Annotated in this window: 20 protein-coding genes; 15 read left to right on the top strand and 5 right to left on the bottom strand. The window is 63.8% G+C overall.

All coding sequences use genetic code 11. The features are described 5' to 3' along the window. Nucleotides 1-7: 7 nt before the first annotated feature. From pip to LNV09_RS06000, 3 genes are all read left to right on the top strand, one after another. A complete protein-coding gene (gene pip, locus LNV09_RS06010; protein ID WP_263556173.1) occupies nt 8-973 on the top strand; it encodes a prolyl aminopeptidase in 966 nt (321 codons plus the stop codon). Nucleotides 974-1,167: 194 nt separating this feature from the next. Next, nucleotides 1,168-2,433: a nitronate monooxygenase gene (locus LNV09_RS06005; protein ID WP_263556172.1), complete on the top strand. Its 1,266-nt coding sequence runs from the start codon at nt 1,168-1,170 to the stop codon at nt 2,431-2,433. Between the two features lie 192 nt (nt 2,434-2,625). Then, nucleotides 2,626-4,641 carry a M13 family metallopeptidase gene (locus LNV09_RS06000; RefSeq protein ID WP_263556171.1) on the top strand — a complete coding sequence of 672 codons (2,016 nt, stop codon included), beginning with the start codon at nt 2,626-2,628 and terminating at the stop codon, nt 4,639-4,641. A 1-nt stretch (nt 4,642) separates the two neighbouring features. Here LNV09_RS06000 and trhO read toward each other — a convergent pair whose 3' ends face one another. After that, nucleotides 4,643-5,494 carry an oxygen-dependent tRNA uridine(34) hydroxylase TrhO gene (gene trhO, locus LNV09_RS05995; protein ID WP_263556170.1) on the bottom strand — a complete coding sequence of 284 codons (852 nt, stop codon included), beginning with the start codon at nt 5,492-5,494 and terminating at the stop codon, nt 4,643-4,645. Then, a complete protein-coding gene (locus LNV09_RS05990; RefSeq protein WP_263556169.1) occupies nt 5,487-7,532 on the bottom strand; it encodes an aminotransferase class V-fold PLP-dependent enzyme in 2,046 nt (681 codons plus the stop codon). The genes trhO and LNV09_RS05990 overlap by 8 nt, the downstream gene beginning before the upstream one ends. Before the next feature lie 310 nt (nt 7,533-7,842). On the opposite strand from LNV09_RS05990, the gene LNV09_RS05985 reads away from it, so the two are divergent. Then, on the top strand, nt 7,843-8,451 hold the full coding sequence (locus LNV09_RS05985) for a DUF2087 domain-containing protein (protein WP_263556168.1): 609 nt from the start codon (nt 7,843-7,845) through the stop codon (nt 8,449-8,451). 5 nt (nt 8,452-8,456) lie between these two features. Here LNV09_RS05985 and LNV09_RS05980 read toward each other — a convergent pair whose 3' ends face one another. Then, nucleotides 8,457-8,834: a BON domain-containing protein gene (locus tag LNV09_RS05980; protein WP_263556167.1), complete on the bottom strand. Its 378-nt coding sequence runs from the start codon at nt 8,832-8,834 to the stop codon at nt 8,457-8,459. Nucleotides 8,835-9,027: 193 nt separating this feature from the next. Here LNV09_RS05980 and asd point away from each other — a divergent pair, with 193 nt between their 5' ends. Then, entirely contained in the window at nt 9,028-9,888 is an 861-nt protein-coding gene (asd, locus tag LNV09_RS05975) for an archaetidylserine decarboxylase (RefSeq protein WP_263556166.1), read from the top strand. Between the two features lie 81 nt (nt 9,889-9,969). Here the strand turns inward: asd and LNV09_RS05970 are convergent, their stop codons facing one another. Continuing rightward, a complete protein-coding gene (locus LNV09_RS05970) occupies nt 9,970-10,866 on the bottom strand; it encodes a LysR family transcriptional regulator (RefSeq protein ID WP_263556165.1) in 897 nt (298 codons plus the stop codon). 125 nt (nt 10,867-10,991) lie between these two features. Here LNV09_RS05970 and LNV09_RS05965 point away from each other — a divergent pair, with 125 nt between their 5' ends. Both LNV09_RS05965 and LNV09_RS05960 read left to right on the top strand, forming a co-directional pair. Continuing rightward, nucleotides 10,992-11,828, top strand: a complete 837-nt coding sequence (locus LNV09_RS05965; protein WP_263556164.1) for a PhzF family protein — start codon at nt 10,992-10,994, stop codon at nt 11,826-11,828. Then, nucleotides 11,825-12,844: an aldo/keto reductase gene (locus tag LNV09_RS05960; RefSeq protein WP_263556163.1), complete on the top strand. Its 1,020-nt coding sequence runs from the start codon at nt 11,825-11,827 to the stop codon at nt 12,842-12,844. The genes LNV09_RS05965 and LNV09_RS05960 overlap by 4 nt, the downstream gene beginning before the upstream one ends. On the opposite strand, the gene LNV09_RS05955 is transcribed toward LNV09_RS05960, so the two are convergent. Continuing rightward, entirely contained in the window at nt 12,799-15,111 is a 2,313-nt protein-coding gene (locus tag LNV09_RS05955) for a putative bifunctional diguanylate cyclase/phosphodiesterase (protein WP_263556162.1), read from the bottom strand. The two genes, LNV09_RS05960 and LNV09_RS05955, sit on opposite strands and share 46 nt — an antisense overlap. Nucleotides 15,112-15,310: 199 nt before the next feature. Between LNV09_RS05955 and LNV09_RS05950 the strand changes: the two genes are divergently transcribed. The 8 genes from LNV09_RS05950 (at nt 15,311) to gspG (ending at nt 23,086) form a co-directional block, all read left to right on the top strand. Then, nucleotides 15,311-16,642 (top strand): tryptophan--tRNA ligase, encoded by a 1,332-nt coding sequence (locus LNV09_RS05950; protein WP_263556161.1) that lies wholly within the window; start codon nt 15,311-15,313, stop codon nt 16,640-16,642. Between the two features lie 141 nt (nt 16,643-16,783). Continuing rightward, nucleotides 16,784-18,472 carry an AMP-binding protein gene (locus tag LNV09_RS05945; protein ID WP_263556160.1) on the top strand — a complete coding sequence of 563 codons (1,689 nt, stop codon included), beginning with the start codon at nt 16,784-16,786 and terminating at the stop codon, nt 18,470-18,472. Nucleotides 18,473-18,550: 78 nt separating this feature from the next. Next, nucleotides 18,551-19,000: a hypothetical protein gene (locus LNV09_RS05940; protein WP_263556159.1), complete on the top strand. Its 450-nt coding sequence runs from the start codon at nt 18,551-18,553 to the stop codon at nt 18,998-19,000. Between the two features lie 3 nt (nt 19,001-19,003). Then, nucleotides 19,004-19,585: a GNAT family N-acetyltransferase gene (locus tag LNV09_RS05935; RefSeq protein ID WP_411969224.1), complete on the top strand. Its 582-nt coding sequence runs from the start codon at nt 19,004-19,006 to the stop codon at nt 19,583-19,585. 35 nt (nt 19,586-19,620) lie between these two features. After that, nucleotides 19,621-20,757: a helix-turn-helix domain-containing protein gene (locus LNV09_RS05930; RefSeq protein ID WP_263556158.1), complete on the top strand. Its 1,137-nt coding sequence runs from the start codon at nt 19,621-19,623 to the stop codon at nt 20,755-20,757. A gap of 122 nt (nt 20,758-20,879) precedes the next feature. Continuing rightward, the gene (locus LNV09_RS05925; RefSeq protein ID WP_318023271.1) at nt 20,880-21,947 is read left to right on the top strand and encodes an alpha/beta hydrolase family protein; all 1,068 of its coding nucleotides are present in this window, start codon (nt 20,880-20,882) and stop codon (nt 21,945-21,947) included. A 48-nt stretch (nt 21,948-21,995) separates the two neighbouring features. Further along, complete coding sequence (locus LNV09_RS05920) at nt 21,996-22,388, top strand: MAPEG family protein (RefSeq protein ID WP_263556157.1); 393 nt, start codon at nt 21,996-21,998, stop codon at nt 22,386-22,388. Nucleotides 22,389-22,636: 248 nt separating this feature from the next. After that, nucleotides 22,637-23,086: a type II secretion system major pseudopilin GspG gene (gene gspG / locus LNV09_RS05915; protein WP_263556156.1), complete on the top strand. Its 450-nt coding sequence runs from the start codon at nt 22,637-22,639 to the stop codon at nt 23,084-23,086. Nucleotides 23,087-23,112: the final 26 nt, after the last annotated feature.

The raw sequence follows: 23,112 nt of genomic DNA, 5'->3' as shown, positions 1-23,112 counted from the left end.
TCTGGCCATGTTTGCGCCGATTGACGCCTTTGCGAGCGGCCATTTGGCCACCACGGATGGCAACGAAATCTATTGGGAGTGTTCCGGTAACGCCCAAGGTCAGCCGGCTTTGTATCTGCATGGCGGGCCGGGCAGCGGCATCATGAGCGGCTATCGGCGCCATTTCGATCCAGCTCGTTTTCTGATCGTGTCCTTCGAGCAAAGAGGCTGTGGCCGCAGCCGCCCGCTGGCAATAGATGCGTCGGCAAATCTGCACACCAACACCACGCAGCACCTGATCGTCGATATCGAGATGCTGCGCTCGCATCTCGGCGTTGATCGCTGGCTGATCTACGGCTCATCTTGGGGCACGACGCTGGCGCTGGCCTATGCGCAAGCTCATGCGCAGCGTGTGTTGGGATTGGTCTTGGCGGCGGTGACCACGACGACAGCGGCCGAAGTGCATTGGCTGACGCAAAGCATGAGTTTGGTGTTTCCGCGTGAATGGGAGCAGTTTGCCCAGGCGTCCGGGGCTCGGGCCAATGAGAGCCTGATCGACGCCTATTACCGCCGCATCACCGACGCAGATCCTGCCGTGCGGGCCGCAGCGGCGCGGGCCTGGTGCGCCTGGGAGGATGTGCATGTGTCTCTCGCCCCGAATAGTGCTCCCAACCCGCGCTATCAAGACCCCGAGTTCCGCTTGCTGTTCGCGACGCTGGTGATTCACTACTGGCAGCATGCGGGCTTTTTGCGAGAAAACGAGATTCATTCGAATATGCACAAAATTGCCCATCTGCCCGGCGTGCTGATCCACGGTCGGCTCGATATCAGCTCGCCGCTTGACACGCCCTGGCAATTGCATAAGCGTTGGCCAGGCAGTGAACTGGTGCTCGTCGATGGCGAGGGCCATGGCGGGGTGGCGATGGCCCAAGGCGTGAGCGAGGCGGTGGCGCGGCTTGCACCGCGCTTGCTCGAGCAGACCAAGGAAGCCTAGGGCCAACAATGCAAGCCGCACCACCCGCCTGGTCATTGGCGGCGATACTTGGGGCCATGCAGAGACTGGGCGTGTCCAAGTCTTGTCGCAAGACAAGACAAGGGGAGTCAATTTTTGGCACACTCGCAGGCGGCCATGAGCCCGTAGCCTCGGCCTTGAAAGCCGAGTCCAAACTTCGAAAGTAGATAGAAAAAATGAAACGTCTGGATGATTTCCGCCTGCGCATGGGTCGCCATGAATTGGTGCCTATCGTGATTGGCGGCATGGGAGTCGATATTTCTTCCTCCGACCTGGCCTTGGAAGCCGCGCGCTTAGGCGGTGTCGGCCACATCTCCGACGCGATGGTCAACACCTTGACCGATCGCCGCTACAAGACCAAATACACCAAGGCCAAGCAGGCACAGTTTCAGTACAACGTCGCATCAGAAGACAAGTCGGACGTCAAATTCAATCTGGAACATCTGGCCGAAGCCACGCGCCTGCATGTCGAGAAGACCATGGCGCGCAAGCAGGGCAGCGGCCTGATCTTCATCAACTGCATGGAAAAGTTGACGATGAACGGCCCCAAGGAAACGCTCAGCGTGCGCATGAATGCGGCGCTGGACGCCGGTATCGACGGCATCACCTTGGCGGCCGGCCTGCATCTGGGCTCCTTCGCCTTGATCGCCGAACATCCGCGTTTTCGCGAGGCTAAGCTGGGCATCATCGTGTCCTCGCTGCGCGCGCTGCAGTTGTTCCTGAAGAAGAACAGCCGCCTGAATCGCCTGCCCGACTATGTGGTGATCGAAGGCCCGCTGGCCGGCGGCCATCTGGGCTTTGGCATGGACTGGGCGCAGTACGACCTGGCCAGCATCGTCACCGAGATTCATCAATACCTGCTGACCGAGAAGCTGGACATCCCTCTGATCGCCGCCGGCGGCATCTTCACCGGCAGCGATGCGGTGCGCTTTCTGGAACTCGGTGCTTCGGGCGTGCAGGTGGCGACGCGCTTCACCGTCACGCGTGAATGCGGCCTGCCGGACGACATCAAGCAGGAATACTTCAAGGCCAGCGAGGCCGATATCGAAGTCAACGAAATCTCGCCGACCGGCTATCCGATGCGCATGATCAAGGCCAGCCCAGGCATTGGCGACGGCATCCGGCCTAACTGCGAGGCTTACGGGTATCTGCTCGATGCCAATGGCAAATGCGCCTATATCACCTCGTACAACCGCGAAGTGGCTGCGCATCCAGGCGAGAAGCGCGTCTCGGTGCAGGACAAAACCTGCTTGTGCACCCATATGCGCAACTTCGACATCTGGACCTGCGGCCAGCTGACCTGGCGCCTGAAAGACACCACGCACCGCAACCCCGATGGCAGCTATCAATTGCTGAGTGCCGAGCATGTCTTCAAGGACTATCAGTTCAGCACCGACAACCAGGTCAAGTTGCCCGAGCCGGAGCTGGCGGTCAGCCTATAAACGCGCCAGCCGCAGCCCTTTTCAATCGGGGCAGGTTCATTTGAATTGCCGCGCGAGGCATGGGCGAGAATGCCGGCTCTTCACCAAAGAGTCCACGCAGCCATGTCCAAGTCCTCGCACTCAATTTTGAAACTCAGCCAAGGCTCTATCCTGAGCCTTGCAATGACATTGGCGGCAGGTGCTGGAGCGGCCATGGCCGAAACCGCCGCGCCCGAGCAGCCGCTCAGCGCCTTGCCCTACACGCCCAGCCTGGACCGTCCGTCCATGGACGCCGCCGTCGACCCTTGCGAGGACTTTTACCAATACGCTTGCGGCGGCTGGATCAAGAACAACCCGATTCCGGCCGATCAATCGCGCTGGTCGGTCTACGCCAAGATGGCAAACGAGAACCAGCGCTTTTTGTGGGGCATTCTGGACAAACTCGCCACAGCGCCGGACCGGTCTGCCTTGAGCGCCAAGCAGGCGCAGATGGGCGACTATTTCGCCGCCTGCATGAACGAAGATGCAGCCCAAAGCCTTGCGCTTGCGCCGCTGCAGCCCGCGCTGGCACAGATTGATGCGCTGAGCGACAAGCGCGATTTGCCGGCGCTGCTGGCCGCGCTGCATTTGGCCACCAATAACGAGCGCTTCTTGTTCCGCTTCGCCTCGGGCCAAGACTTCGGCGACGCGACCCAGGTCATTGCCTTCGCCATGGCCGCCGGATTGAGCTTGCCGGACCGGGACTTCTACGTCAATCAAGACGCCAAATCGCGCGCGATGCTGAAGAAGTTCGAGGCCCATGTGGCGCGCGTCTTTGAGCTGGCCGGTGACACCCCGCAGGCCGCCGCGCTTGCCGCCCGCTCGGTGCTGGCGACCGAGACCGCCCTGGCCCGCGCCACGCTGACGCAAGTGCAGCGTCGTGATCCCTACAAGACCTATCACAAGCTCGACGCCAAGGCCTTGCAGGCCCTAACGCCACATTTCGACTGGTCAGCTTACCGTGCCGGCTTGGGACTGCCCGAGTCGCAGCAAAGCTATAACGTCACCGAGCCCGGCTTCTTCAAGGCCATGGACAAGCGCCTGCAAGCGCTCAGCCTGGCCGAGCTGAAGACCTATCTGCGCTGGGCCGCGCTCAGCAGCCACGCCGCCTATCTGGCCCCCGAGATGGTGCAGGCCAATTTCGAATTCTTCGGCAAGACCTTGCAGGGCACACCGCAGATGAAGCCACGCTGGAAGCGCTGCGTCGAACTGGTCGACGCGCAGCTCGGCGAGGCGCTCGGCGAGGAGTTTGTGCAGCGCAGCTTCAGCCCCGAGTTGAAGCAGCAGGCACAGCAGATGACGGCCGAGATCGAGGCCGCGATGGCGGACTCCATCAAGTCCCTGCCGTGGATGAGCGAGGCCACCAAGGCGCAGGCGCTGACCAAGCTCGGCAGCATTGTCAACAAGGTCGGCTACCCGGAGCGCTGGCGTGATTACAGCGCGCTGGCGGTGGACCGCAGCAGCTTTGTCGGCAATGTGCAGCGGGGCAATAGCTTCGAATTCAAGCGGCAGCTGGCCAAGATCGGCCAGCCCTTGGACCGCGGCGAATGGGGCATGACGCCGCAGACCGTCAACGCCTATTACGACGCGCAGATGAACGACATCAACTTCCCCGCTGCCGTGCTGCAGGCGCCGCTGTACGACCCCAAGATGGACGCCGCGCCCAACTATGGCAACACCGGCGGCACCATCGGTCACGAGTTGGTGCATGGCTTTGATGACGAAGGCCGCAAGTTCGACGCCAAGGGCAATTTGAAGGACTGGTGGACGAAGAAAGACGGCAAAGCCTTCGAGCAGCGCGCCGCCTGTGTGTCGCAGCAATACGCCGGCTACACCATCGTCGACGACATCAAGATCAATAGCGCGCTGACCCTGGGCGAAGACCTGGCCGACCTCGGCGGCCTGGTGCTGGCGCTGACCGCCTGGAAGCAGCATGTGGCCGCGCAGGGCTTGCAGCCTGTTGACGGGCTGACACCCGAGCAGCGCTTCTTTGTCGGCTTCGCCCAGTGGGATTGCAATAGCGAGCGCCCCGAGGCACAGCGCGTGCAGGCCTTGACCAACCCGCATTCACCCGGCCGTTACCGCATCAACGGGGTGGTGGTGAATATGCCGGAGTTCGAGAAAGCCTTTGCTTGCAAGCCGGGTCAGGCCATGGTCAAGCCCGAGGCCAAGCGCTGCAAGGTCTGGTAACTTAGCTGCCGCTCGGATCGAGCCGGCGTGCCCTGGCCAGCCGCCAGGCTTCGTCCGGCTCGCCCGCATAGACGTCCTCGGCGGTGGTGGCCGTCTCTTGCAGATGGGTGTCGATGGCGATGCGTTTGTCGAACACAAAGCACTCGCCCTTCCAGTCGACCGCAGCATCGGGCAAGGCCTCGAAATAGCTGACGATGCCGCCGTCAAGTTGAAATACATCCAAGCCCTGGTCTTGCATCCAGGCGCTGGTTTTTTCGCAGCGTATGCCGCCGGTGCAATACATCGCGATGCGCTGGCCCTTGGCCTTCCACTCATCGGCATGTTCTGCCACATAGGCCGGAAAGTCGCGGAAATGCGCCACCTTGGGGTCGACCGCGCCCTCAAAATGCCCGAGCTTGAACTCGAAGCTGTTGCGGTTGTCCAGTACCAGCACATCGGCTTGCTTGATCAGCTCGCGCCAGCGCGCGGGCGAGACATGGGTGTCGGGCTTGCTGGCATCCGGCAGCCCCGACACGCCGGGCACGCCAAAGGCAACGATCTCGGGCTTGGTGTGCACCTTGATCAGCGTGAAGGGCTTGGTCGTGCAGGCGCTGTGCTTGAACACCATGCCGACAAAAGCACCGCCGAAGACGGGATCGCTTTGCAGCGCCTGCTCGAAGGCGGCCAAGGCCTGCGCCGGCCCGGCGATGGCCGCGCTGATGCCTTCGGGGGCGACCAGAATATTGCCGCCAAGTTCGGTGGCCGGCAGGCTCAGTTCGCGCAGTCTTGCGGCCACGCCTTCCGGCTCGGCCAAAGCGACAAAGCGGTAAAAAGACGAGTGAATATGAGCTTGGGTGGCGTTGAGATCAGACATACAGAGCAGGGTCGGGTTGATGCTTGGGGCGGGCCGCGGTGGGCAAGAGCGCCAAGCCGCCGGCCAAGGTCCAGGCTTGGGCGTGGCCGAGGCGGCTGAGCGCCAGTGCTGCTTGGCGGCTGCGGTTGCCGGTGCGGCAGAAGAATAACAAAGGGCGCTGCGGCTGCTCGGTCAACCAGGGCAGGATTGCGTTCAGCAGGCGCGACAGCGGCATCGCCTCCAGTTGCGCTCCGCTCAAGTCCGGCGTTTGGCTGAGGAACTGCTCGTAAGGCTCGCGCACATCGACCAGCAGCGCGTCGGGGTGGAAGTTCACAAAGGCTTTCAACTGCGCACCTTGCACCTGCTGTACGCTGGCATCTTGGTCTTGCGCCGCGCTGGCCAGAGTCAAGGCCACTTGTTGAGCTTCATCCCGGCCCGGTGCCAGCAGTGTGGCGGCTGCCACCCAGGCGCTCAGTTCGGCCGGCAGACTCAATCCGGTGAAAGCGATGGCGGGCGAGGCTGCACCGGTCTTGCCCAGCAGCAGGACCTGACCCTGTGAGCTGCTTTGCCGCGTTAGCTCTTGTTCGCCGAGCACAATCGTCGCCCGGTCCATGGGCCAGCCCAAGGCGTCAACCTGCGCGGTGGGCATCAGCGCGGGCAGGGTGTCGGCGAGCAGCTCGCGTGCTTCGGCGTGCTCGGCCTCGCCCGTGCTGCTCAAGACCGCCAACAACGGGTAGCCCTGGCAAGTCAGCGCCTGTGCCAGCCGGCAAACCTGCTCCGGCCGGGCGTCGATCAAGACGCAGGTTTTGCTGAGCGAGTCGGCCAGCAAATAGCAGCAAGCGCCGTCTTGCATAAAGCGGGTGATGCCGTCTCCGATGGTCGGAAAATTGTTCGCCGGGCTCAAGCAATGCCGGCGCAGCGACTCGCCGCAGGCGCGGATGCGGGCGCATGCTTCATCGACAAAGGCCTCGTCGACGGCCGGGCCTATCGACAGCCGCACCGCGCCGGCCGCCTGCCAGTCCGGCAGGCCCATCGCTTGCAAAACAAAACTTGGCGCAGCCTTGGCGGCGCTGCAGGCCGAGCCGCCGCTGACGCGCACATCGGCGGCGTCGAACAAGTCCTGCAGCAGGCGCGAACTCAAACCCGGCACGGCAAAGTTCAAGGTGGTCGGCAGACTTGAACCCAGCGGCGCATTGAAAACCAGGCCGGGGAATGCTTCGCATAATGCTTCGGCTAGGCGGTCTCTGAAACTATGCATGGTGGCCGCGTCGCGCAGCGTCTGGCCATCGTCCAGCGCCGCCAACACCGCGCCCAAGGCGGCGATGCCCGACATATTTTCGGTGCCCGAGCGCAGCGATCCTTCTTGCCCGCCGCCCGCCATCAGCGGCGTGAACGGTGCGCCGGCGCGCACATAGAGCAGGCCAATGCCTTTGGGTGCATAGAGCTTGTGGCCGGAAAATGGCGCGTAGTCGATGCGCCGCGCTTGCAGGCGCAGCGGCAGCTTGCCCAGCGCCTGCACGCCGTCGACCAACCACAGCGCCTTGCTGCCGGCCAGCGCGGACTCGATGCCGTCCAGGTCACTGATAACGCCGGTTTCGTTATTGGCGGCCATGGTGCAGACCAGCCCGGCGCGTGGCGCGTGTTGGCGCAAGAAGGCCAGGTCATGCCGGCCTTGGGTATCGACCGGGATCGCCATGATCTGCAGATTCAAACCCAGCACCTGGTTCCAATGCTTGAGCGCCTCGGGCACCGCCTTGTGTTCGGTCGCACCATAGAGCAGCAAGTCGGCCTGCAAATTGCCGCGCATTGAGTTCAGCGCCGACAGCACGGCAGTCTGAATGCCCTCGGTGGCGCCGCTGACGAACAGCAAGGCGCCGTCGCCGGTGTCGAGCAGTCGCTGCGCGCGTGCCCTGACGCCGTCGATCAGCGCCTTGGCCTTCAAGCCGGTGCTGTGAATGCTGCTGGGGTTGCCGTAGTCTTCCACCATCGCTTGGATGGCCGCGGCCTTGGCCTGCGGCAGCACCGGCGTGGTGGCATTGGCGTCGAGATAGATTTCCATGGCGGTGGCCGCTCGTAGGGGGCTGAATTGGGTAAATGCGGGGGAGGGCTTGCTTGGCCGAAGTGCTGATCGTACCCGCTGCCCCCATCATCTATACTGCGCCCCGGGTCGGCAGAACACCCAGGCCTTGCCGCATGGCAGACCGTTTAAGCGTTTGACCGTGAGCTAAACCTGCCAGGCAAAGAGAAGAGATTTTCGTTTCACCAGGCTGAGCCCCGTTTCGCGTGTGCCCAGCTGGAAGCCGGCAAGCACCAGCACCGCCTCCTGTGGCGGCCATGAGCAACACGCGTGATGTGGAGATCTCTCAATCATGCCTCGTGAATCTATTGCCCTGCACGCCGAAGATATTTCGGCCTTCGCCAAATCACTGCGCCAGCAACTCGCCGAGCAGCTCTTGCAAAGCGAGCCGCCGTGCGAGCCGCCCAGCCACCTGAGCTTGTTGAATATGCTGGCCCGCGCGGCCGGGCATCGCAATTTGCAAGCCTTGCGCGCCGCCGCTGTGGCAAGCAAAGCGCCCGTCACGCCCAGCAAGCTCACGCCGCAACATGCGCCACCGGCGCGCGGGCCGCGCCATCCCGAACTGAGTGAATTGGCCGACCGCGCCTTGCGCCAATTCGATGCCCATGGGCGCCTGGTGCGCTGGCCCAGCCGCCATCAGGTTCAGCGTTATGCGATCTGGGGCCTGTGGTTGCACTTCGACAGTCGGCGCATCTACACCGAACCGGAAGTCAATCAGGTGCTGAATGCGCACCATGGCTTTGGCGACCATTGCACTTTGCGGCGCGAGTTGGTCGAGATGAAGCTGCTGGCGCGCAGCGACGGCGGACGCGCCTACCGCAAGCTGGCGGCGCGGCCAGCGGATGAACTGCTGCCGCTGCTGCGGGAATTGCGCCTGCGCAGCGGGCAGCCTGCTGAGTGAGCAAGCTATTTCTTGAGCGTGAGTTCGTTGTGAATGGTGTGGGAGCCTTCCGCTTCGCGCGCGATTTTGAGTGCAGTGTCTATCTGGGCTTGGGTGTCTAGCATCCCGATCAGACGGACATCGCCTTTGAGCGTGACGACCTTGATGTCAAAGGCCTTGAGCGAATCGTTCTGATTCAGCACGGTGGAGACATGCCCGCTGACATCGGCATCCGACACATTGGCCGCAGCCGTAGAGGCGGCTTGCGCAACAACATCTGTTGGCGCGGGCGGCGGTGCGGCAACTTCCGGCTGCTTGCTGCAGCCGCCCACCAACATCGCTGTTGTGATGGCGATGGCTGCGGTGAAGAGCAAGGGGGCAAATCCATGGTGCTTGGTGTTCATAAAAAGCCTTATCAGTCCGGTCGTGAAGTGGCGTCGAGTGAGCCTGGCGCAACCATCACTTGTTTCAGGCGGGCCGTCGGTGCGTTGGCGAACATAGACTGAGCCTGCCCGTGGGAGCAGCAGGCGAACGCCAAACCTTGCCCAAGCAGCCCCCTCGCTACAATCCGCAGCCTTGGCTCCAAGGGAAAAATCCGTGTCCGACCGCTCCGCTGTGCTGCTGCAATACCTGTTGCCCAAACAGGCCATCACCCGCTTTGCCGGCCTTGTAGCTTCGGCCCGCATGGGAGCGATCACGACCGGCATCATTCGCCGCTTTGTTGCCCGCTACGACGTCAATATGGCCGAGGCCGCCGAGCCGGATATTGCCGCCTACCCGAGCTTCAATGAGTTTTTCACCCGTGCGCTGAAACCGGGTGCCAGGCCTTTGGCCGATGCGACGCTGCTGTGCCCGGTGGATGGGCGCATCAGCCAAGTGGGCGCCATCAAGGGCAATCAAATCTTTCAAGCCAAGGGCCATGAGTTCTCAAGCACAGCCTTGGTGGGTGGCGACGCGGCCTTGGCCGCGCAGTTTGACGACGGCATCTTCGCCAATATTTATCTGAGCCCACGCGACTATCACCGCATCCATATGCCAGCGGCGGGCCGGCTCTTGCGCATGATTTATGTGCCCGGTGATCTGTTCTCGGTCAACCCGGTGACGGCGCGCGGCGTGCCCGGCCTGTTTGCGCGTAACGAGCGCGTGGTCTGTGTGTTCGAGGGCATCCATGGCCCTTGGGTGCTGGTCTTGGTGGGGGCCACCATCGTTGGCAGCATGGCCACGACTTGGCATGGCGTCGTCAACCCTTCGCGGCCCGGCAAGGTGGTCGAGTGGAGTTATCAGGACCAGCAGATTCAGTTGAAGAAAGGCGAAGAGATGGGACGCTTTTTGCTGGGTTCCACTGTCGTGATGTTGTTCCCCAAGGGGCCGTGGAGTTTCAATCCGGCTTGGGTTGGCGAAGATTTGGGTCGGCCTGGCAGCGCGGTGCAGCTGGGCGAGGCGATGGCGGATCGTTGAGTCACTCAACACCGTTGAAATCAGATCACCGCCACCGACTTTCGGCTGACTGAGTCGAAGCTGAACGGGCGACTCTATCGATCAGAACGCAAGCTGCGCCTTCACCATCCCAATAAACGCCCGCAAGGCCGGGCTGGCTTGGCGGCGGCTGGGGTAGTAGAGCGAGAAGCCCGTGCCCGCTGGGCACCAGTCGCCCAAGACCTGGAACAGGCGGCCTGCCAGCAGATGTTCGCGCGCCGCGCATTCATAAACATAGGCAAAACCTGCGCTTTCCAGCGCAGCCGCCAGCGCCACGCTTTGGTCATCGACCATCAAGGGACCGCTGACATCCAGCGTTAGCTGTTCGCCATCCCGCTCAAACTCCCAGCGAAACATCGCCCCGCTGGCGAAGCGTTGGCGTACGCAAGGCGCTTGCAGCAAGTCGCGGGGATGGGTCGGAACAGCCGAGCGCGCCAGCAGGGCCGGCGTCGCGACGACGATGAAGCGCTGGGCCTCGCCCAGCGGCACGGCCACCATGTCCAGCGGCAGGCGCTCGGCAAAGCGCACCCCGGCGTCGAAGCCCTGTGCGACGATGTCGACCATCACGTCTTGGGTGTGCAACTCCAACTGCACCGCAGGATGGGCGGCCAGGAAGCGCGCCACGAGCGGCGCCAGCAAGAGTCGCGCTGCGCTGCGCGGCACCGACAAGCGCAGCGTGCCGCCGATCTCGCCGCCCAGCTCACCCAGGTCTGCATAGGCTTGCTTGATGCGTTGCACGGCCGGCCCGGCCTGCGCCAGCAATTGTTCGCCGGCCGCGCTCAGCGCGACGCTGCGGGTGCTGCGCGCCAACAGCGCCACGCCTAGCTCCTGCTCGAGTCTGCGCATCGCCTGGCTGACGGCCGAAGGGCTGAGCCCCAGGGTCAGCGCGGCGGCACGGAAGCTGCGCGCCTCGGCAACGGCAAAGAAAATACGTAAATGCTGAAAGTCGGGTTCGGCCATGATGGCGATATTGTCGGCGGCATTGTTCAGCGCAGCTGCACAGGCCGTGTAAGGCGGCGAGACTGGCGGGCCAAGGCCTCAGCGAGCATGATGCGCAGCAGCTCTAGTCCTCAGTCCTCACACATATGAACACAAGCATTCTCAAAATCTCCGCTTTCTCAGACGCGCACATCGGCGGCAACCCGGCCGGCGTGTTGATCGCCGATCAATTGCCCGCTGACGCCGAAATGCAGCGCATGGCCACCGAGCTTGGTTTTTCTGAGTCGGTGTTTGCTCAGCCGCAGGGCTCGGCTTGGCGGGTGCGCTATTTTTCGCCTGAAAACGAGGTGCCGTTTTGCGGCCATGCCACCATCGCGCTCGGCGCGGCGCTGGCGCTCCGGCAGGGTGACGGGCGGTTTGATTTGATTCTCAACAGCGCCCGTATCAGCGTCGAAGGCCGGCAAGCGGGTGATCTTTATAGCGCTGCCTTGCAGTCGCCGCCGACGCGCAGCGCGCCGGCTGAGCCGGCCTTGCTGGCGGCGGCGCTGACGCTGTTCGGCTTGCAGTCGGATGATCTCGACCCACGCTTGCCGCCAGGCTTGGCCCATGGCGGCGCCGACCATCTGGTGCTGGGCTTGAAGTCTCGCGCGACCTTGGCCGCAATGAACTATGACTTGGACGAGGGTCGGCGCCTGATGCAGGCCGCCGGCCTGACCACCATTTTGCTGGCCTATAGCGAAACGCCGCAGCTGTTTCACACCCGCAATGCCTTTGCCTCGGGCGGCGTGCTGGAGGACCCGGCCACCGGCGCGGCCACCGCCGCACTGGCCGGCTATCTGCGCGATCTGGGCTGGCCGCATGGAGGCGCAATCGACATCGTGCAAGGCGAAGACATGGGTGCACGCTCGCTGCTGCGGGCCGAGATTCCGGCCGCCGCCGGCAGTTCTATCCGAGTCTGCGGCACAGCCCGGGTGATGTCATGAGCCAGACCGCGAAAGAAGCCCTGCGCCGCCTCGCCGGCCAGCAAGTCTCTGCAATAGGCCTGGGCCTGATGGGCATGAGCGAGTTCTACGGTGCGCATGACGATGCCGAATCACTGGCGACTTTGCATGCTGCCTTCGAGCTTGGGGTGCGCCATCTCGACACCGCCGACACCTATGGCGCCGGCCATAACGAGCAATTGCTGGGGAGATTCCTGGCCGAGCTGGGACCGAATCAACGCGCCGAAGTGCTGGTGGCGACGAAGTTCGGCATTGACAGGCCGGCCGGTACTTATGAGCGCCGTATCGACAACTCGCCCGCCTATATCCGTGCCGCCTGCGAGGCTTCACTGAAGCGCTTGGGGCTGGAACAGATCGGCCTTTACTACGTCCATCGGCGCGACCCGGCCGTGCCCATCGAGCTGTTGATGGAGACGCTGGTGGCGCTGAAGACCGAGGGCAAGATTGCGGCGATCGGCCTGTCCGAGGTCAGTGTGGAGACCTTGCGGCGCGCTCATGCGGTGCATCCGGTGGCGGCGGTGCAAAGCGAGTATTCGCTCTGGGAGCGTGGGGCCGAATTGGAAATGCTGCCGGCCACCGCCGCCTTGGGCGTGGCTTTTGTGGCCTACAGCCCGCTCGGCCGTGCGCTGCTGAGTGCCGCCTTGCCGGCCACGCAAGACCTGGCCCCGGATGACTTTCGCCGTATGCTGCCGCGCTTCAACGGTGCGGCCGGTGAGCACAACCGGGCGCTGGCGGCGCGCCTGGCGCAGCTGGCCGAAGCCTGGAGCCTGCCGCCCTCGCAACTGGCTCTGGCCTGGATTTTGAACAAGCAGCCGCATGCCTTGGTGATCCCAGGCACAAGGCGGCAGACCCATTTGGGCAGCAATTGGGCGGCCGGGCAAGTCGAGCTGAATGCCGTGCAAGTGGCCGCCTTGGATGCCTTGTTTGCGCCCGGCGTGGTGGCCGGCGAGCGCTACACCGAGGGCGGCTGGGTAGGCATCGAGTCGGCGCGCGGCTGATTCTCCAGGGCAAGGGCCAGCAGCGCACCGGCGGCCGCTGCGGCCAGCGGCCGGCCGAGGTGATAACCCTGCAACTGCGTGCAGCCCAAGGCTTCGGCGGCCTGCGCCTGGACTTCGGTCTCGACACCCTCGGCAACAATTTCCAGCTGCAAGGAGTGACCGAGCACGCAGGTCGCTTTGACGACGGCGCTGGCCTGTGCCTCGGGCAGCGGTTCAATCATGCTGCGATCCAGCTTCATGGTGCTGATTGGCAAATTGCGCAACATCGTCAGCGAGGATTGGCCGGTGCCGAAGTCGTCCAGCGAGCACAGCACGCCGGCAGCGCGCAGACGGTGCAACTGCGGCAGTACGCGTTCGACATGGCCGATCGCGGCGGTCTCCGTGATCTCGATCTCCAGCGCATCAGGTGGCAGGCCGCGTTCTTCCAGGAGAGCGAGCACGCGGCTGGCGAAGCCGGCGTCGTCGAACTGCAAGGGCGATACATTGACCGCCACCGGCAAGGCTTGACCCCAGGCCAGCTGCCACTCGCGCAGCTGAGCGGTGGCGATGTCCAGGATCAGCTCGCCCAGCGCCTTGATCTGGCCGGTGCGCTCGGCTGCGGGCACGAACTCGGCCGGGCTGACGCGCCCCTTGCCGGGCCGCTCCCAGCGCACCAAGGCCTCGAAACCGCAGAGCGTGCGGCTGCCGGCGCGGAACTTGGGTTGATATTCCAGCAAGAACTCGCGTTCGGCGATCGCGTGGCCGAGCGACTGTTCGGCGTCCAGCCGCGCCCGCGAGGCACCGTTCATCGCCACGTCAAAGAACATGAATGAGGCGCCGGCGTTGCCTTTGGCGCGGTGCATGGCCGAATCTGCGGCGCGCAGCAGGCTGGCGCCGTCGCGCCCGTCTTGCGGGAACAGGGCTGCACCCAGCGACATATGCACAAACAGCTCGGCCCCGTCGAGTGCAAACGGTGCATCCAGCAGGGACAAGAGCTGCTCCGCCACCGCCTGCACCTCGGCCCGACTGGCTGCCCCCTCAATCAAGACCAGGAACTGATCCTCGCCGAGTCGCGTCAGCAGCGCCTGCGGCGGCAGACGTCGGCACAGCCGCCTGGCCACCGCGTTCAGCAAGGCATCACCGACCGCGTGCCCCAGGCTCTCGTTGACCAACTGGAAGCGGTCCAGGTCGGCCGAAATCAGCGCGAATGGCGGAGCGCCCAGATAGGTCATGTCGCGCAGGCGTTCGAGCGCAAAGTTGCGGTTCGGCAGGTCGGTCAGCTCATCATGCAAGGCCTGGCGGCGCAGCGCGTCGACGGCGCGCTGGCGCGAGCTGTCATCCACCATCACCATCAACTCGGCCGGCGCCTCGTCCCAGTCCAGATGGCTGGAGAGGCCGCGGATGTGCAGGGGCCGGCCATCCATATCGAGTCGCGTGGCTTCCCATTCGATGCGGGCAGCGGGGTTGGCCAGCACTCGTTGATGCCGCTCACGGGCCGCGTTACGCAGCTCGGGCGGTACCAGCGCTTCGACCAGATCGCCGGGCAGTTCACTGCTGCCGCGAACATAGCCAAAAATCGCCAGTGCGGCCGGATTGGCGTAGACGACGCGGTGGTCCTGCAGCACCACCAGGCCTTGCAATGAATGTTCGGCCAGTTTGCTGAAACGCTCGGTCTGGCGGCGGGTCTCGGCATGCGCCCGGGCGACGGAGAGCAGGATCAGGCCGAGGGAGAGCGTGGCTTGCACCAGCAAGCCGCTGACATAGGTGATCATCGAGCGCGCCTGCGGGTCCAGCCACGGCGCACTCAGATGCACCAGCGCCAGTGCGACAAAACCGACACCGACCCAGCGCTCGGAGTGGCGACCGTTGCGCCACAGCAGATGTGCGCTGGCCAGCGAACCTAGGCCCATCACGCTGGAGCCGACCAAGAGCGCGCTGCGAAAGTCTCTTGCCCCCAGGCCGGCCAGAATCAGCATGATGATGACGAACAGCGGCAGGGCGCGCTGCCAGCGCAGGCGGCGGCCCCGGTAGTCGAAGGCACCGGCGACTTGCAGCAATTGGGAGGCCATCAAGGCCATCGACGCGAACAGCGACTGAATGTCGCGGGCCGGGCCGGGTGGGCTGAAGTCATGCAAGACCGGGCCCAGGGTCAGGCCACAGCCCAAGAGCACCCAACTGAAGCCCCATAACCTGACGTAGGCGAAGCGCTGGTCCTGCCGCCACAGCAAGAGCAAGGCAATGCCGAACATCACATTGAGGCCGGCGCTGATCAGGAGTAGCAAAGGCATGATGACGATGATGGCTTTGTGCGACGGCGTTCCAAGCGCTGTTGAGGCTCGATGCTAGCCGTTTGAGGTGCTTGCAGGGCAGCAAAATGAACGCAGCGCGCAACCGAGCGGCATGCTGTGACAATGCCTGACCCCTTGTGCCCAGGCGCGGTGATTCTCGCCAGCCGGGCCGCTCTTCGATTTGCCAGTTGATTTCACCATGACCCAAAGCGCTATTCCCCGCCCATTCCAACGCGTTCTGACCGGCATCACCACCACCGGCACCCTGCATCTGGGCAACTATGTCGGCGCGGTGCGCCCCGCGATTGCCGCCAGCCAGGAGCCGGGCGTGGAGAGTTTTTTCTTCATGGCTGACTATCACGCGCTGATCAAATGCGATGACCCGGAGCGCATCAACCGCTCACGCCTGGAGATCGCAGCGGTCTGGCTGGCGGCCGGCCTGGACACCTCGCGCGTGACCTTCTATCGCCAAAGCGATATCCCCGAGATCCCCGAACTGACCTGGCTGCTGACCTGCGTGACCTCCAAGGGCCAGATGAACCGGGCCCATGCCTACAAGGGCGCAGTGGACGCCAATGTGGCAGCCGGTGAGGACCCGGACGCCGGCATCACCATGGGTTTGTACAGCTATCCGATCCTGATGGCGGCCGATATTCTGATGTTCAATGCCCACCGCGTGCCGGTCGGCCGTGACCAGGTCCAGCACATCGAGATGGCGCGCGATGTGGCGCAGCGTTTCAATCATCTGTTTGGTCAGGGCAAGGAGTTCTTTGTATTGCCCGAAGCCAATGTCGAAGAAGACGTGGCACTGCTGCCGGGCTTGGACGGCCGCAAGATGAGCAAAAGCTATGACAACAGCGTTCCGCTGTTCGAGGGGGGTGCCAAGGGCTTGAAGGACGCGATTGCCCGCATCGTCACCGACTCTAAGCTGCCCGGCGAGCCCAAAGAGCCCGAGGGCCAGACCCTGGTGACGATTTATGACGCCTTCGCGACGGCCGCGCAGCGTCAGCAGTTCCGCGCCGACTTGCGGGCCGGCCTGGCCTGGGGCGAGGCCAAGCAGCAATTATTCGAGTTGATCGATGCCGAGATCGCGCCGCTGCGCAGTCGTTTTGAGGCCTTGATGGCGCAGCCGGAGTTGATCGAGGCGACGCTGCAGGCCGGTGCGGCCAAAGCGCGCGCGGTCGCAGCGCCCTTGCTGGCCGAACTGCGCCAGGCGGTCGGCCTGCGTAATTTTTCGGCACCGGCGGTGGTGGCCGCGCCGGTCAAGCATGCGAAAGCCGCCTTGCCGGTGTTCAAGCAGTTCCGCGAGGCCGACGGGCAGTTCTACTTCAAGCTCAATGCGGCCGACGGCAGCCTGTTGCTGCAAAGCTCGGGCTTTGCCGGCGGGCGCGATGCCGGTCAATGGGTGGCGCGCCTGAAACGTGAAGGTGCGGCCGCGCTTGCTGCGGCGCCGGTGCATCTGGCTCCCGGCATCAACAACGCAGCCGTGCTCGAGGCCTTGGCGGCGCTGCTGGCGGCCGAGGCTGAGTAAGCTCGGGCATGCCCAGGCCAGAGCAGGAACTAGGGGTGTGACTCTGAAGCGCCACATCCCCGCATAAACCCGCTAGGCTGTGGGCGCGACCTTGGCTAGTCTCAGATTCTGAATGTCATAAATTCAACGGAGACAAAACAAATGCCGACCATTCCCGCCGACAGCCTGGCCCTGCAACGTTTCTACCATTGGGAGCGCAGTCTGGGCTCACGGGTGGCCTTGACGCAACCGCTCGGTGGCGGGGCCGTTCAGGAGCTGACCTGGAGCCAGGTCGGCGACCAAGTACGGCGCATGGCCACTCACCTGAAGGCGCAAGGCTGGGAGCCCGGCGCCAAGGTGGCGATTCTGTCGAAGAACTGCGCCTGGTGGTTGATGAGCGACCTGGCCATCTGGATGGCCGGTTATGTCTCGGTGCCGCTCTATCCAACACTGGCGCCCGACACGATTCGGCAAATTTTGGAGCACAGCGAGGCCAAGGCCTGTTTCGTCGGCAAGCTCGATGGCTGGGCCGGCATGAAGCCCGGTGTGCCCGAGGGGCTCCCTTGCATCAGCTACCCGCTTTCGCCTGACGATGCCAAGAAGTCTTATGAAGGATGGGACGCCATTTGCGCGCGCAATCAGCCTCTGGTGGGCGAGCCGATGCGCCAGGCCGATGACTTGGCCACGCTGATCTACACCTCGGGCACCACCGGCGCGCCCAAGGGGGTGATGCATTCCTTTGGCGCCTTCGCCTGGGCGCTGAGCACCGCGCTCAAGCGCATTCCGATGAGTGCGGACGACCGCATGCTGTCTTATCTGCCGTTGGCCCATGTGGTGGAGCGGGTGCTGGTCGAGCATGGCTGGCTGCGTACCGGCTTCGCCGTGTACTTTGCCGACAGCCTGGACACTTTCGCGGCTGATCTGCAGCGTGCTCGCCCGACCGTCTTCTTCTCGGTGCCGCGCCTTTGGGTCAAGTTCCAGCAAGGCGTGCAGGCCAAGATGCCGCAGAAGAAACTCGACTTCTTGCTCTCGCTGCCCATCATCGGCGGCCTGGTGCGCGGCAAGGTGCTGAAGGCGCTTGGCCTGGATCAATGCCGGATCGCCGCCGGTGGCGCCGCTCCGATGCCGGTCGCGTTGCTGCGCTGGTATCGAAAGTTAGGCCTGGGTATTTGCGAAGGCTACGGCATGACCGAGAACCTGGCCGTCTCGCACATCACCATGCCGGGTGAAGATCAAATCGGCACGGTTGGCCCGGCCTATGAAGGCATTGAGACACGTATCGACCCCGCCAACGGCGAGTTGCTGATGCGCAGCCCCGCTTTGATGCTGGGCTACTACAAGCAGCCCGAGCTGACCGCCGAGGTCATCACCGCTGACGGTTGGCTACGCACCGGCGACAAGGCGCAGATTGATGCCAAAGGCTTGTTGCGCATCACCGGCCGGGTCAAGGATTTGTTCAAAACCAGCAAGGGCAAGTATGTGGCACCGGCGCCGATTGAAGACCGCCTGGGCCAGCATCCATCCGTGGAAGCCTGCGTGGTGACCGGGGCCAGCATGGGCCAGCCGGTCGGCGTGGTGATGCTGTCGCCGGACGCGGCCGGCCACAGCGGCACGGCGGCCGAGCGAGACGCGCTCAGCACGCAGCTCGGCGCTCACTTGGACGAGATCAACGCCAAGCTCGACCCGCATGAGCAGCTCGACTGCCTGGTCGTCATCAAGACGCCGTGGACGGTGGACAACGGCTTCATCACTCCTACCTTCAAGATCAAACGCAACCGGGTCGAGGAAGTCTATGGCCCGCAGCTGGAGGGCTGGGTGGGGGAGCGCAAGAAGGTCGTGTTCGGGGACTGAGGACGAGGCGGCAGCCCTGGGCCGGCAAGCCCGCTCTGGGGGCTTGCGCGACTCGTTTCGGTTTCCATCGAAAATGAGATGTCAGTTGCTGTTGTCATTCTTTCCATTTTGAGCGCTGGCGCTCTGGCCGGCGGCCTCTTTGCGGTCGTGCGACAGATTCGATTCGTACGCGCGGCCTATCGGATCAGCGCGACCGTGGTCAGCGAATGGAATTTCCGCAGCTATGGCCGGAACATGCGCTACTACCGAGTTGCGTTTTCGTTGGCCAATGGCCAGCGCCTAGAGCTTCGCAGTACGGTGGCGGCCTCGGGTGGGCGGCCAAGGCTAGGGGACCTTGTGCCGGTCCTCGTGCGTGAGAGTGGCGGCGGCGTGAAAGCCAAGATTGGGCATGTGACTGAACTTTGGTACGTCAGCTTCGTTCTGATCTTCCTTGGCACAGTTACCGCCTCAGTTTTGCTTGTCGTGAGCTACGGCGAGTTTGGCCCTGGAGGCGCGGCGCCCCAAGTTCGGTCGGCTCCACGAACCTAAACCATGAGCATTGCAGCTATGCAGGCGATTCGGTCCGCAGGCCTGGTTCTGCGAGCCTTTGAAGACAGCGATGCCGAGGGCTTCGCCGCCGCTGCGCGCGAATCGGCGGCCTCGGTTGGGCCATGGATGTCCTGGTGCCAGCCCGCTTTCTCAGAGCAAGACGCGCTCCACTGGTTTCAACTCTGCCGGGCCGGCCTTGCCTCTGGCACCGCCCACGAGTTCGGCATTTTTTCGTTGGCGACCCATGAGTTCCTGGGCGGCGCCGGGCTGAACTCAATCAATCAGCAGCATCTCTTTTGCAATCTGGGCTATTGGGTGCGGCAGACCGCGCAAAGACGAGGCGTGGCCTTGCATACGGTTCAGGCCTTGCTGCCCTACGCTTTCAGTCAGCTCGGCATGCAGCGCGTTGAGATCGTGGTGGCGCTTGGCAACATGCCCAGCGAAGGCGTGGCTCGCAAATGTGGGGCGCAATTGGAGGGCGTCGCGCGCAATCGGCTGCAAGTGGGCGGGGTTGCTGTGCCGGCTTCCATTTTTGCCGTCGTGCCTCGGTCCGCGCCTGAGCTTGAGCTCGGGCTTGGGCGCTGACCCGTCGCTAGCCGGCAGCGCTCTATCATCGGCCCATGCCCGTCAATGTTGCTTCGACCTCAGCCCTTATAACTGCCGCCATTGACGCTGCGCTGCGTGGCGGCGTGCTGGTGGTGTTGGGCTTGCTGGGCGCCAATCTGCTGCGTGACTCGGCGACCCGCCGCAGCATCGTGGCCGTCTTGGGCGCCTTGCTGGCGCTGGGCTTGATGGTGCAGGTCATCAGTTCCGCGCCGCTGTTCGAAGCCGAGGTCGGCGGGCCTTGGCAGGCGCCCTGGGTGGCGGTGGCGGTCGGCAACGCGGCGCTGTTCTGGCTGTTTGCACGGGCGCTGTTTGATGATGAATTTGCCTTGGGCCCCAAGCATGGCCTGATTTGGCTGGCTGTGGCGGGTTTGGGCTTTCTGAACTGCGCCTGGTTGGCTGGCCAAACCCAGCATTGGCCGCTGGCGGCGGCTGCGCTGCGGGTGCAGCGGCTCTTGCCTTTATGGTTTGGCGTTTTGATCGGGCTGACGGCGCTGCGCCATTGGCAGGGCGATTTGGTTGAGCGGCGTCGGCGCCTGAGAGCCTTTGTCGTGATCGCTGGCGGCATCTATATGGCGGCCATGGTGGCTGTGCGTCTGCAAGCGCCGCAGGGCCGCTTGACGGCTCAGTCGGCCAGCTTCGACATGGCCGGCTTGCTGCTGATCGCGCTGGTGCTGGCTTGGGGCTTGCTGCGCATGCCGGTGCCAGGCTTGTTCTTTCGAAAGGCGCTGGTGACTGATGGCCCGCTGCTTGAAAAAACCGCCAAACAGGCCGCGGATTCAGCCGATCGTTCTGATCCGGTCGAGCAAGCCTTGCTGGCTCGCTTGCAGCGGCTGATGCTGGATGAGCGCTTCTATCGCAGTGAAGACCTGAGCCTGGCCCGGCTGGCCGAGCGCATGCAGTTGCCCGAGTATCGATTGCGCCTCCTGATCAACCAAGGCCTGGGGCAGCGCAACTTCAACAGCTTCGTCAACAGCTACCGGCTGGACGAAGCCCGCGTGGCCTTGGCGGCGCCGGCGCGGCGATCGAGTTCGGTGCTGACGATCGCGCTGGAAGTGGGCTTTCAGTCGATTGGCCCGTTCAACCGCGCCTTCAAGGCCGCCACCGGTCTGACGCCGAGCGAATACCGGCAACAAGCGCTGGCCGATTCCTGAAAACGGTCTGGCCGAAAGCTGCAATCGCGGTTTTCGGCCAGACCGGCGCCCGGGCTGTGGGCATTCTGCGGGCCTCAAGTCCAAAGGCGGGTGCCTTGGACAAAGCAGCCTGGAGCCTGACGATGAAACTGCCGGATGTGATTTGCAAATTGAAAACCTGGAGCGCCCTGTTGGGGCTGGGCTTGGCCCAGCTGACTGCGGTGGCCCAGATGGGCATGACCGAGATCGCCGTTCCGCCCGGTCCTGTGGCGGCCGAGCTGGCTGGCCCGGTGACGCTTTTTTACCCGACGCCTGTCGCTGAAAGTCCGCTCAAGCTTGGCCGCATGAGTTTGCGGGTGGCGCTGCATGCGCCGCCGCAGCGCGGCAACGGTCGCCTGGTGTTGATCTCGCATGGCTCGGGCGGCTCGCCTATCGTGCATGCCGATCTGGCGCGCGCCTTGGTCGAGGCCGGCTTTGTCGTTGCGATGCCCGAGCACCGGGCGGACAACTACAAAGACCCGAGCCGGCCGGGCCCCGATTCCTGGCAGCTGCGGCCGGCCGAAATGTCGCGCGCCATCGACGCGGTGGCTGGCGATGCGCGCTTTGGGCCGCTGCTGGCGCTGGACAAAGTCGGCGCTTACGGCATGTCGGCCGGTGGTCACACGGTGCTGAGTCTGGCCGGTGGGCGCTGGTCGCCGGCCGGCTTTCGCGCACACTGCGAGGCGAACTTGCTCGGTGATTTTCAGTTCTGCGTGGGCCTGGCGACCCAGCTGACCGGGTCTTGGCTGGACGGCCCCAAAACCTGGTTGGCGCGGCAGATCATTGCGCTCAAGTTCGCTGACGCCCAGCCGCAGGCCTATGCCGATGTGCGCATTGCGGCCGTGGTCGCGGCAGTGCCGGCGGCCGCCGACTTCGACATGGCCTCCTTTGCTCACCCGCGCCTGCCGCTAGCCTTGGTGTCGGCCCGGCAAGACCGCTGGCTGCATCCGCAGTGGCATAGCGACGCGGTGCTCAAGGCCTGCGGCGCTGCATGCGAATGGCTGGCCGATCTGCCGCAGGGCGGGCATGGGGCGCTGCTGTCGCCGCTGCCACCGGGTTTGAACGGTTTGCTGGGTGAGCTGCTCAACGATCCGCCGGGCTTTGATCGCTCGGCCTTGCCGGCGTTGGACCGCGCCATTGCAGATTTCTTTAAACGTCATCTGCTGCAATGAGGGCCTAACGGCCTCAGAATGCGGGCACTTCTTAGCTTCAATCCGTCTATGAACGCTCTTATTTTTGTCAGCCTGCTGGCTGTTGCGCAGTACATGACCTTCACGGCCCTGGTGGGCCGGGCCCGCACGGCCTACGCCATCAAGGCACCCGCGATCACCGGCCATGAGCGCTTTGAGCGTTACTACCGGGTGCAGATGAACACCTTGGAGTTGCTGGTGGCCTATTTGCCGGCCATGTGGCTGGCCGCTCAGTTTTGGTCGCCGAACTGGATGGCGGCCATCGGGGCGGTCTATTTGTTTGGCCGCACCCTGTATGCGCGCAGCTATATCCGTGAGCCGCGCAGCCGAACCTTGGGGTTTTTTCTCAGTCTGCTTCCTATTGTGGTTTTGATGGTGGCCGGCCTGATCGGGGTGATGCTGGCCATGCTGGCTCAGGTTTGAATGCGCGTGATGTCGCAATGAAATAGGGCTTGAGACTTGGCGTGTGGCCTCACGCGGGCAGCGCGCCTGTGGCCCGCGTGAGCCGGGCAGATTGTCATGCGCGGCCGCTACAGTGTCATATTCCCCTGAATGAGGGGTGGTCAAGTCCCAATGGCGCTGGCGCTGTTTCAATGGAATAGTGTGGGCTTGGCCTTGTTGTGGCCAGGCTCTGAGCCGCTTAAACAAAGAAAATGTGAAGTAGTTTCAAGATGGAAGCATTTAAAAACATAGACGGCATCGCAAGCGGCCGACCGCATCGGTCGCGCGGCTTCACCCTGCTGGAGCTGCTGGTGGTAATGGTCATCATCGGCCTGTTGGCCGGCTATGTCGGCCCGAAGTTCTTTGGCCAGATCGGCAAATCCGAGGTCAAGGCGGCCAAGGCGCAGATCGACGGCTTGCAAAAGTCACTCGATCAATACCGCTTGGATGTGGGGCGTTACCCCACGACCGAGCAGGGTCTGGCGGTGCTGGTGGCCAAGCCGGCCGATGAGCCGCGCTGGGCCGGCCCTTATCTGAGCAAGGCCGTGCCCAAAGACCCCTGGAAGAACGACTACCAGTATCGCTCGCCGGGCGAGCATGGTGAGTACGATCTGCTGTCCTTTGGCCGTGACGGCCGTCCGGGTGGCGAAGGCGAAGACGCGGACCTGGTCAGTTGGTGAGTCTTGGTTCCTGCTTGAGAGCGCCT

It is taken from the genome of Paucibacter sp. B2R-40 (assembly GCF_025717555.1).
Lineage (GTDB): Bacteria > Pseudomonadota > Gammaproteobacteria > Burkholderiales > Burkholderiaceae_C > Paucibacter_A.
This window is presented reverse-complemented; position numbering and strand designations above follow the sequence as displayed.

Excerpts from the sequence above, each read along its gene's own strand:
- pip (WP_263556173.1), top strand. The coding sequence starts at position 8 with ATGTTTGCGCCGATTGACGCCTTTGCGAGCGGCCATTTGGCCACCACG.
- LNV09_RS06005 (WP_263556172.1), top strand. The coding sequence starts at position 1,168 with ATGAAACGTCTGGATGATTTCCGCCTGCGCATGGGTCGCCATGAATTG.
- LNV09_RS06000 (WP_263556171.1), top strand. The coding sequence starts at position 2,626 with ATGGCCGAAACCGCCGCGCCCGAGCAGCCGCTCAGCGCCTTGCCCTAC.
- trhO (WP_263556170.1), bottom strand. The coding sequence starts at position 5,494 with ATGTCTGATCTCAACGCCACCCAAGCTCATATTCACTCGTCTTTTTAC.
- LNV09_RS05990 (WP_263556169.1), bottom strand. The coding sequence starts at position 7,532 with ATGGAAATCTATCTCGACGCCAATGCCACCACGCCGGTGCTGCCGCAG.
- LNV09_RS05985 (WP_263556168.1), top strand. The coding sequence starts at position 7,843 with ATGCCTCGTGAATCTATTGCCCTGCACGCCGAAGATATTTCGGCCTTC.
- LNV09_RS05980 (WP_263556167.1), bottom strand. The coding sequence starts at position 8,834 with ATGAACACCAAGCACCATGGATTTGCCCCCTTGCTCTTCACCGCAGCC.
- LNV09_RS05970 (WP_263556165.1), bottom strand. The coding sequence starts at position 10,866 with ATGGCCGAACCCGACTTTCAGCATTTACGTATTTTCTTTGCCGTTGCC.
- LNV09_RS05965 (WP_263556164.1), top strand. The coding sequence starts at position 10,992 with ATGAACACAAGCATTCTCAAAATCTCCGCTTTCTCAGACGCGCACATC.
- LNV09_RS05960 (WP_263556163.1), top strand. The coding sequence starts at position 11,825 with ATGAGCCAGACCGCGAAAGAAGCCCTGCGCCGCCTCGCCGGCCAGCAA.
- LNV09_RS05955 (WP_263556162.1), bottom strand. The coding sequence starts at position 15,111 with ATGCCTTTGCTACTCCTGATCAGCGCCGGCCTCAATGTGATGTTCGGC.
- LNV09_RS05950 (WP_263556161.1), top strand. The coding sequence starts at position 15,311 with ATGACCCAAAGCGCTATTCCCCGCCCATTCCAACGCGTTCTGACCGGC.
- LNV09_RS05945 (WP_263556160.1), top strand. The coding sequence starts at position 16,784 with ATGCCGACCATTCCCGCCGACAGCCTGGCCCTGCAACGTTTCTACCAT.
- LNV09_RS05940 (WP_263556159.1), top strand. The coding sequence starts at position 18,551 with ATGTCAGTTGCTGTTGTCATTCTTTCCATTTTGAGCGCTGGCGCTCTG.
- LNV09_RS05935 (WP_411969224.1), top strand. The coding sequence starts at position 19,004 with ATGAGCATTGCAGCTATGCAGGCGATTCGGTCCGCAGGCCTGGTTCTG.
- LNV09_RS05930 (WP_263556158.1), top strand. The coding sequence starts at position 19,621 with ATGCCCGTCAATGTTGCTTCGACCTCAGCCCTTATAACTGCCGCCATT.
- LNV09_RS05925 (WP_318023271.1), top strand. The coding sequence starts at position 20,880 with ATGAAACTGCCGGATGTGATTTGCAAATTGAAAACCTGGAGCGCCCTG.
- LNV09_RS05920 (WP_263556157.1), top strand. The coding sequence starts at position 21,996 with ATGAACGCTCTTATTTTTGTCAGCCTGCTGGCTGTTGCGCAGTACATG.
- gspG (WP_263556156.1), top strand. The coding sequence starts at position 22,637 with ATGGAAGCATTTAAAAACATAGACGGCATCGCAAGCGGCCGACCGCAT.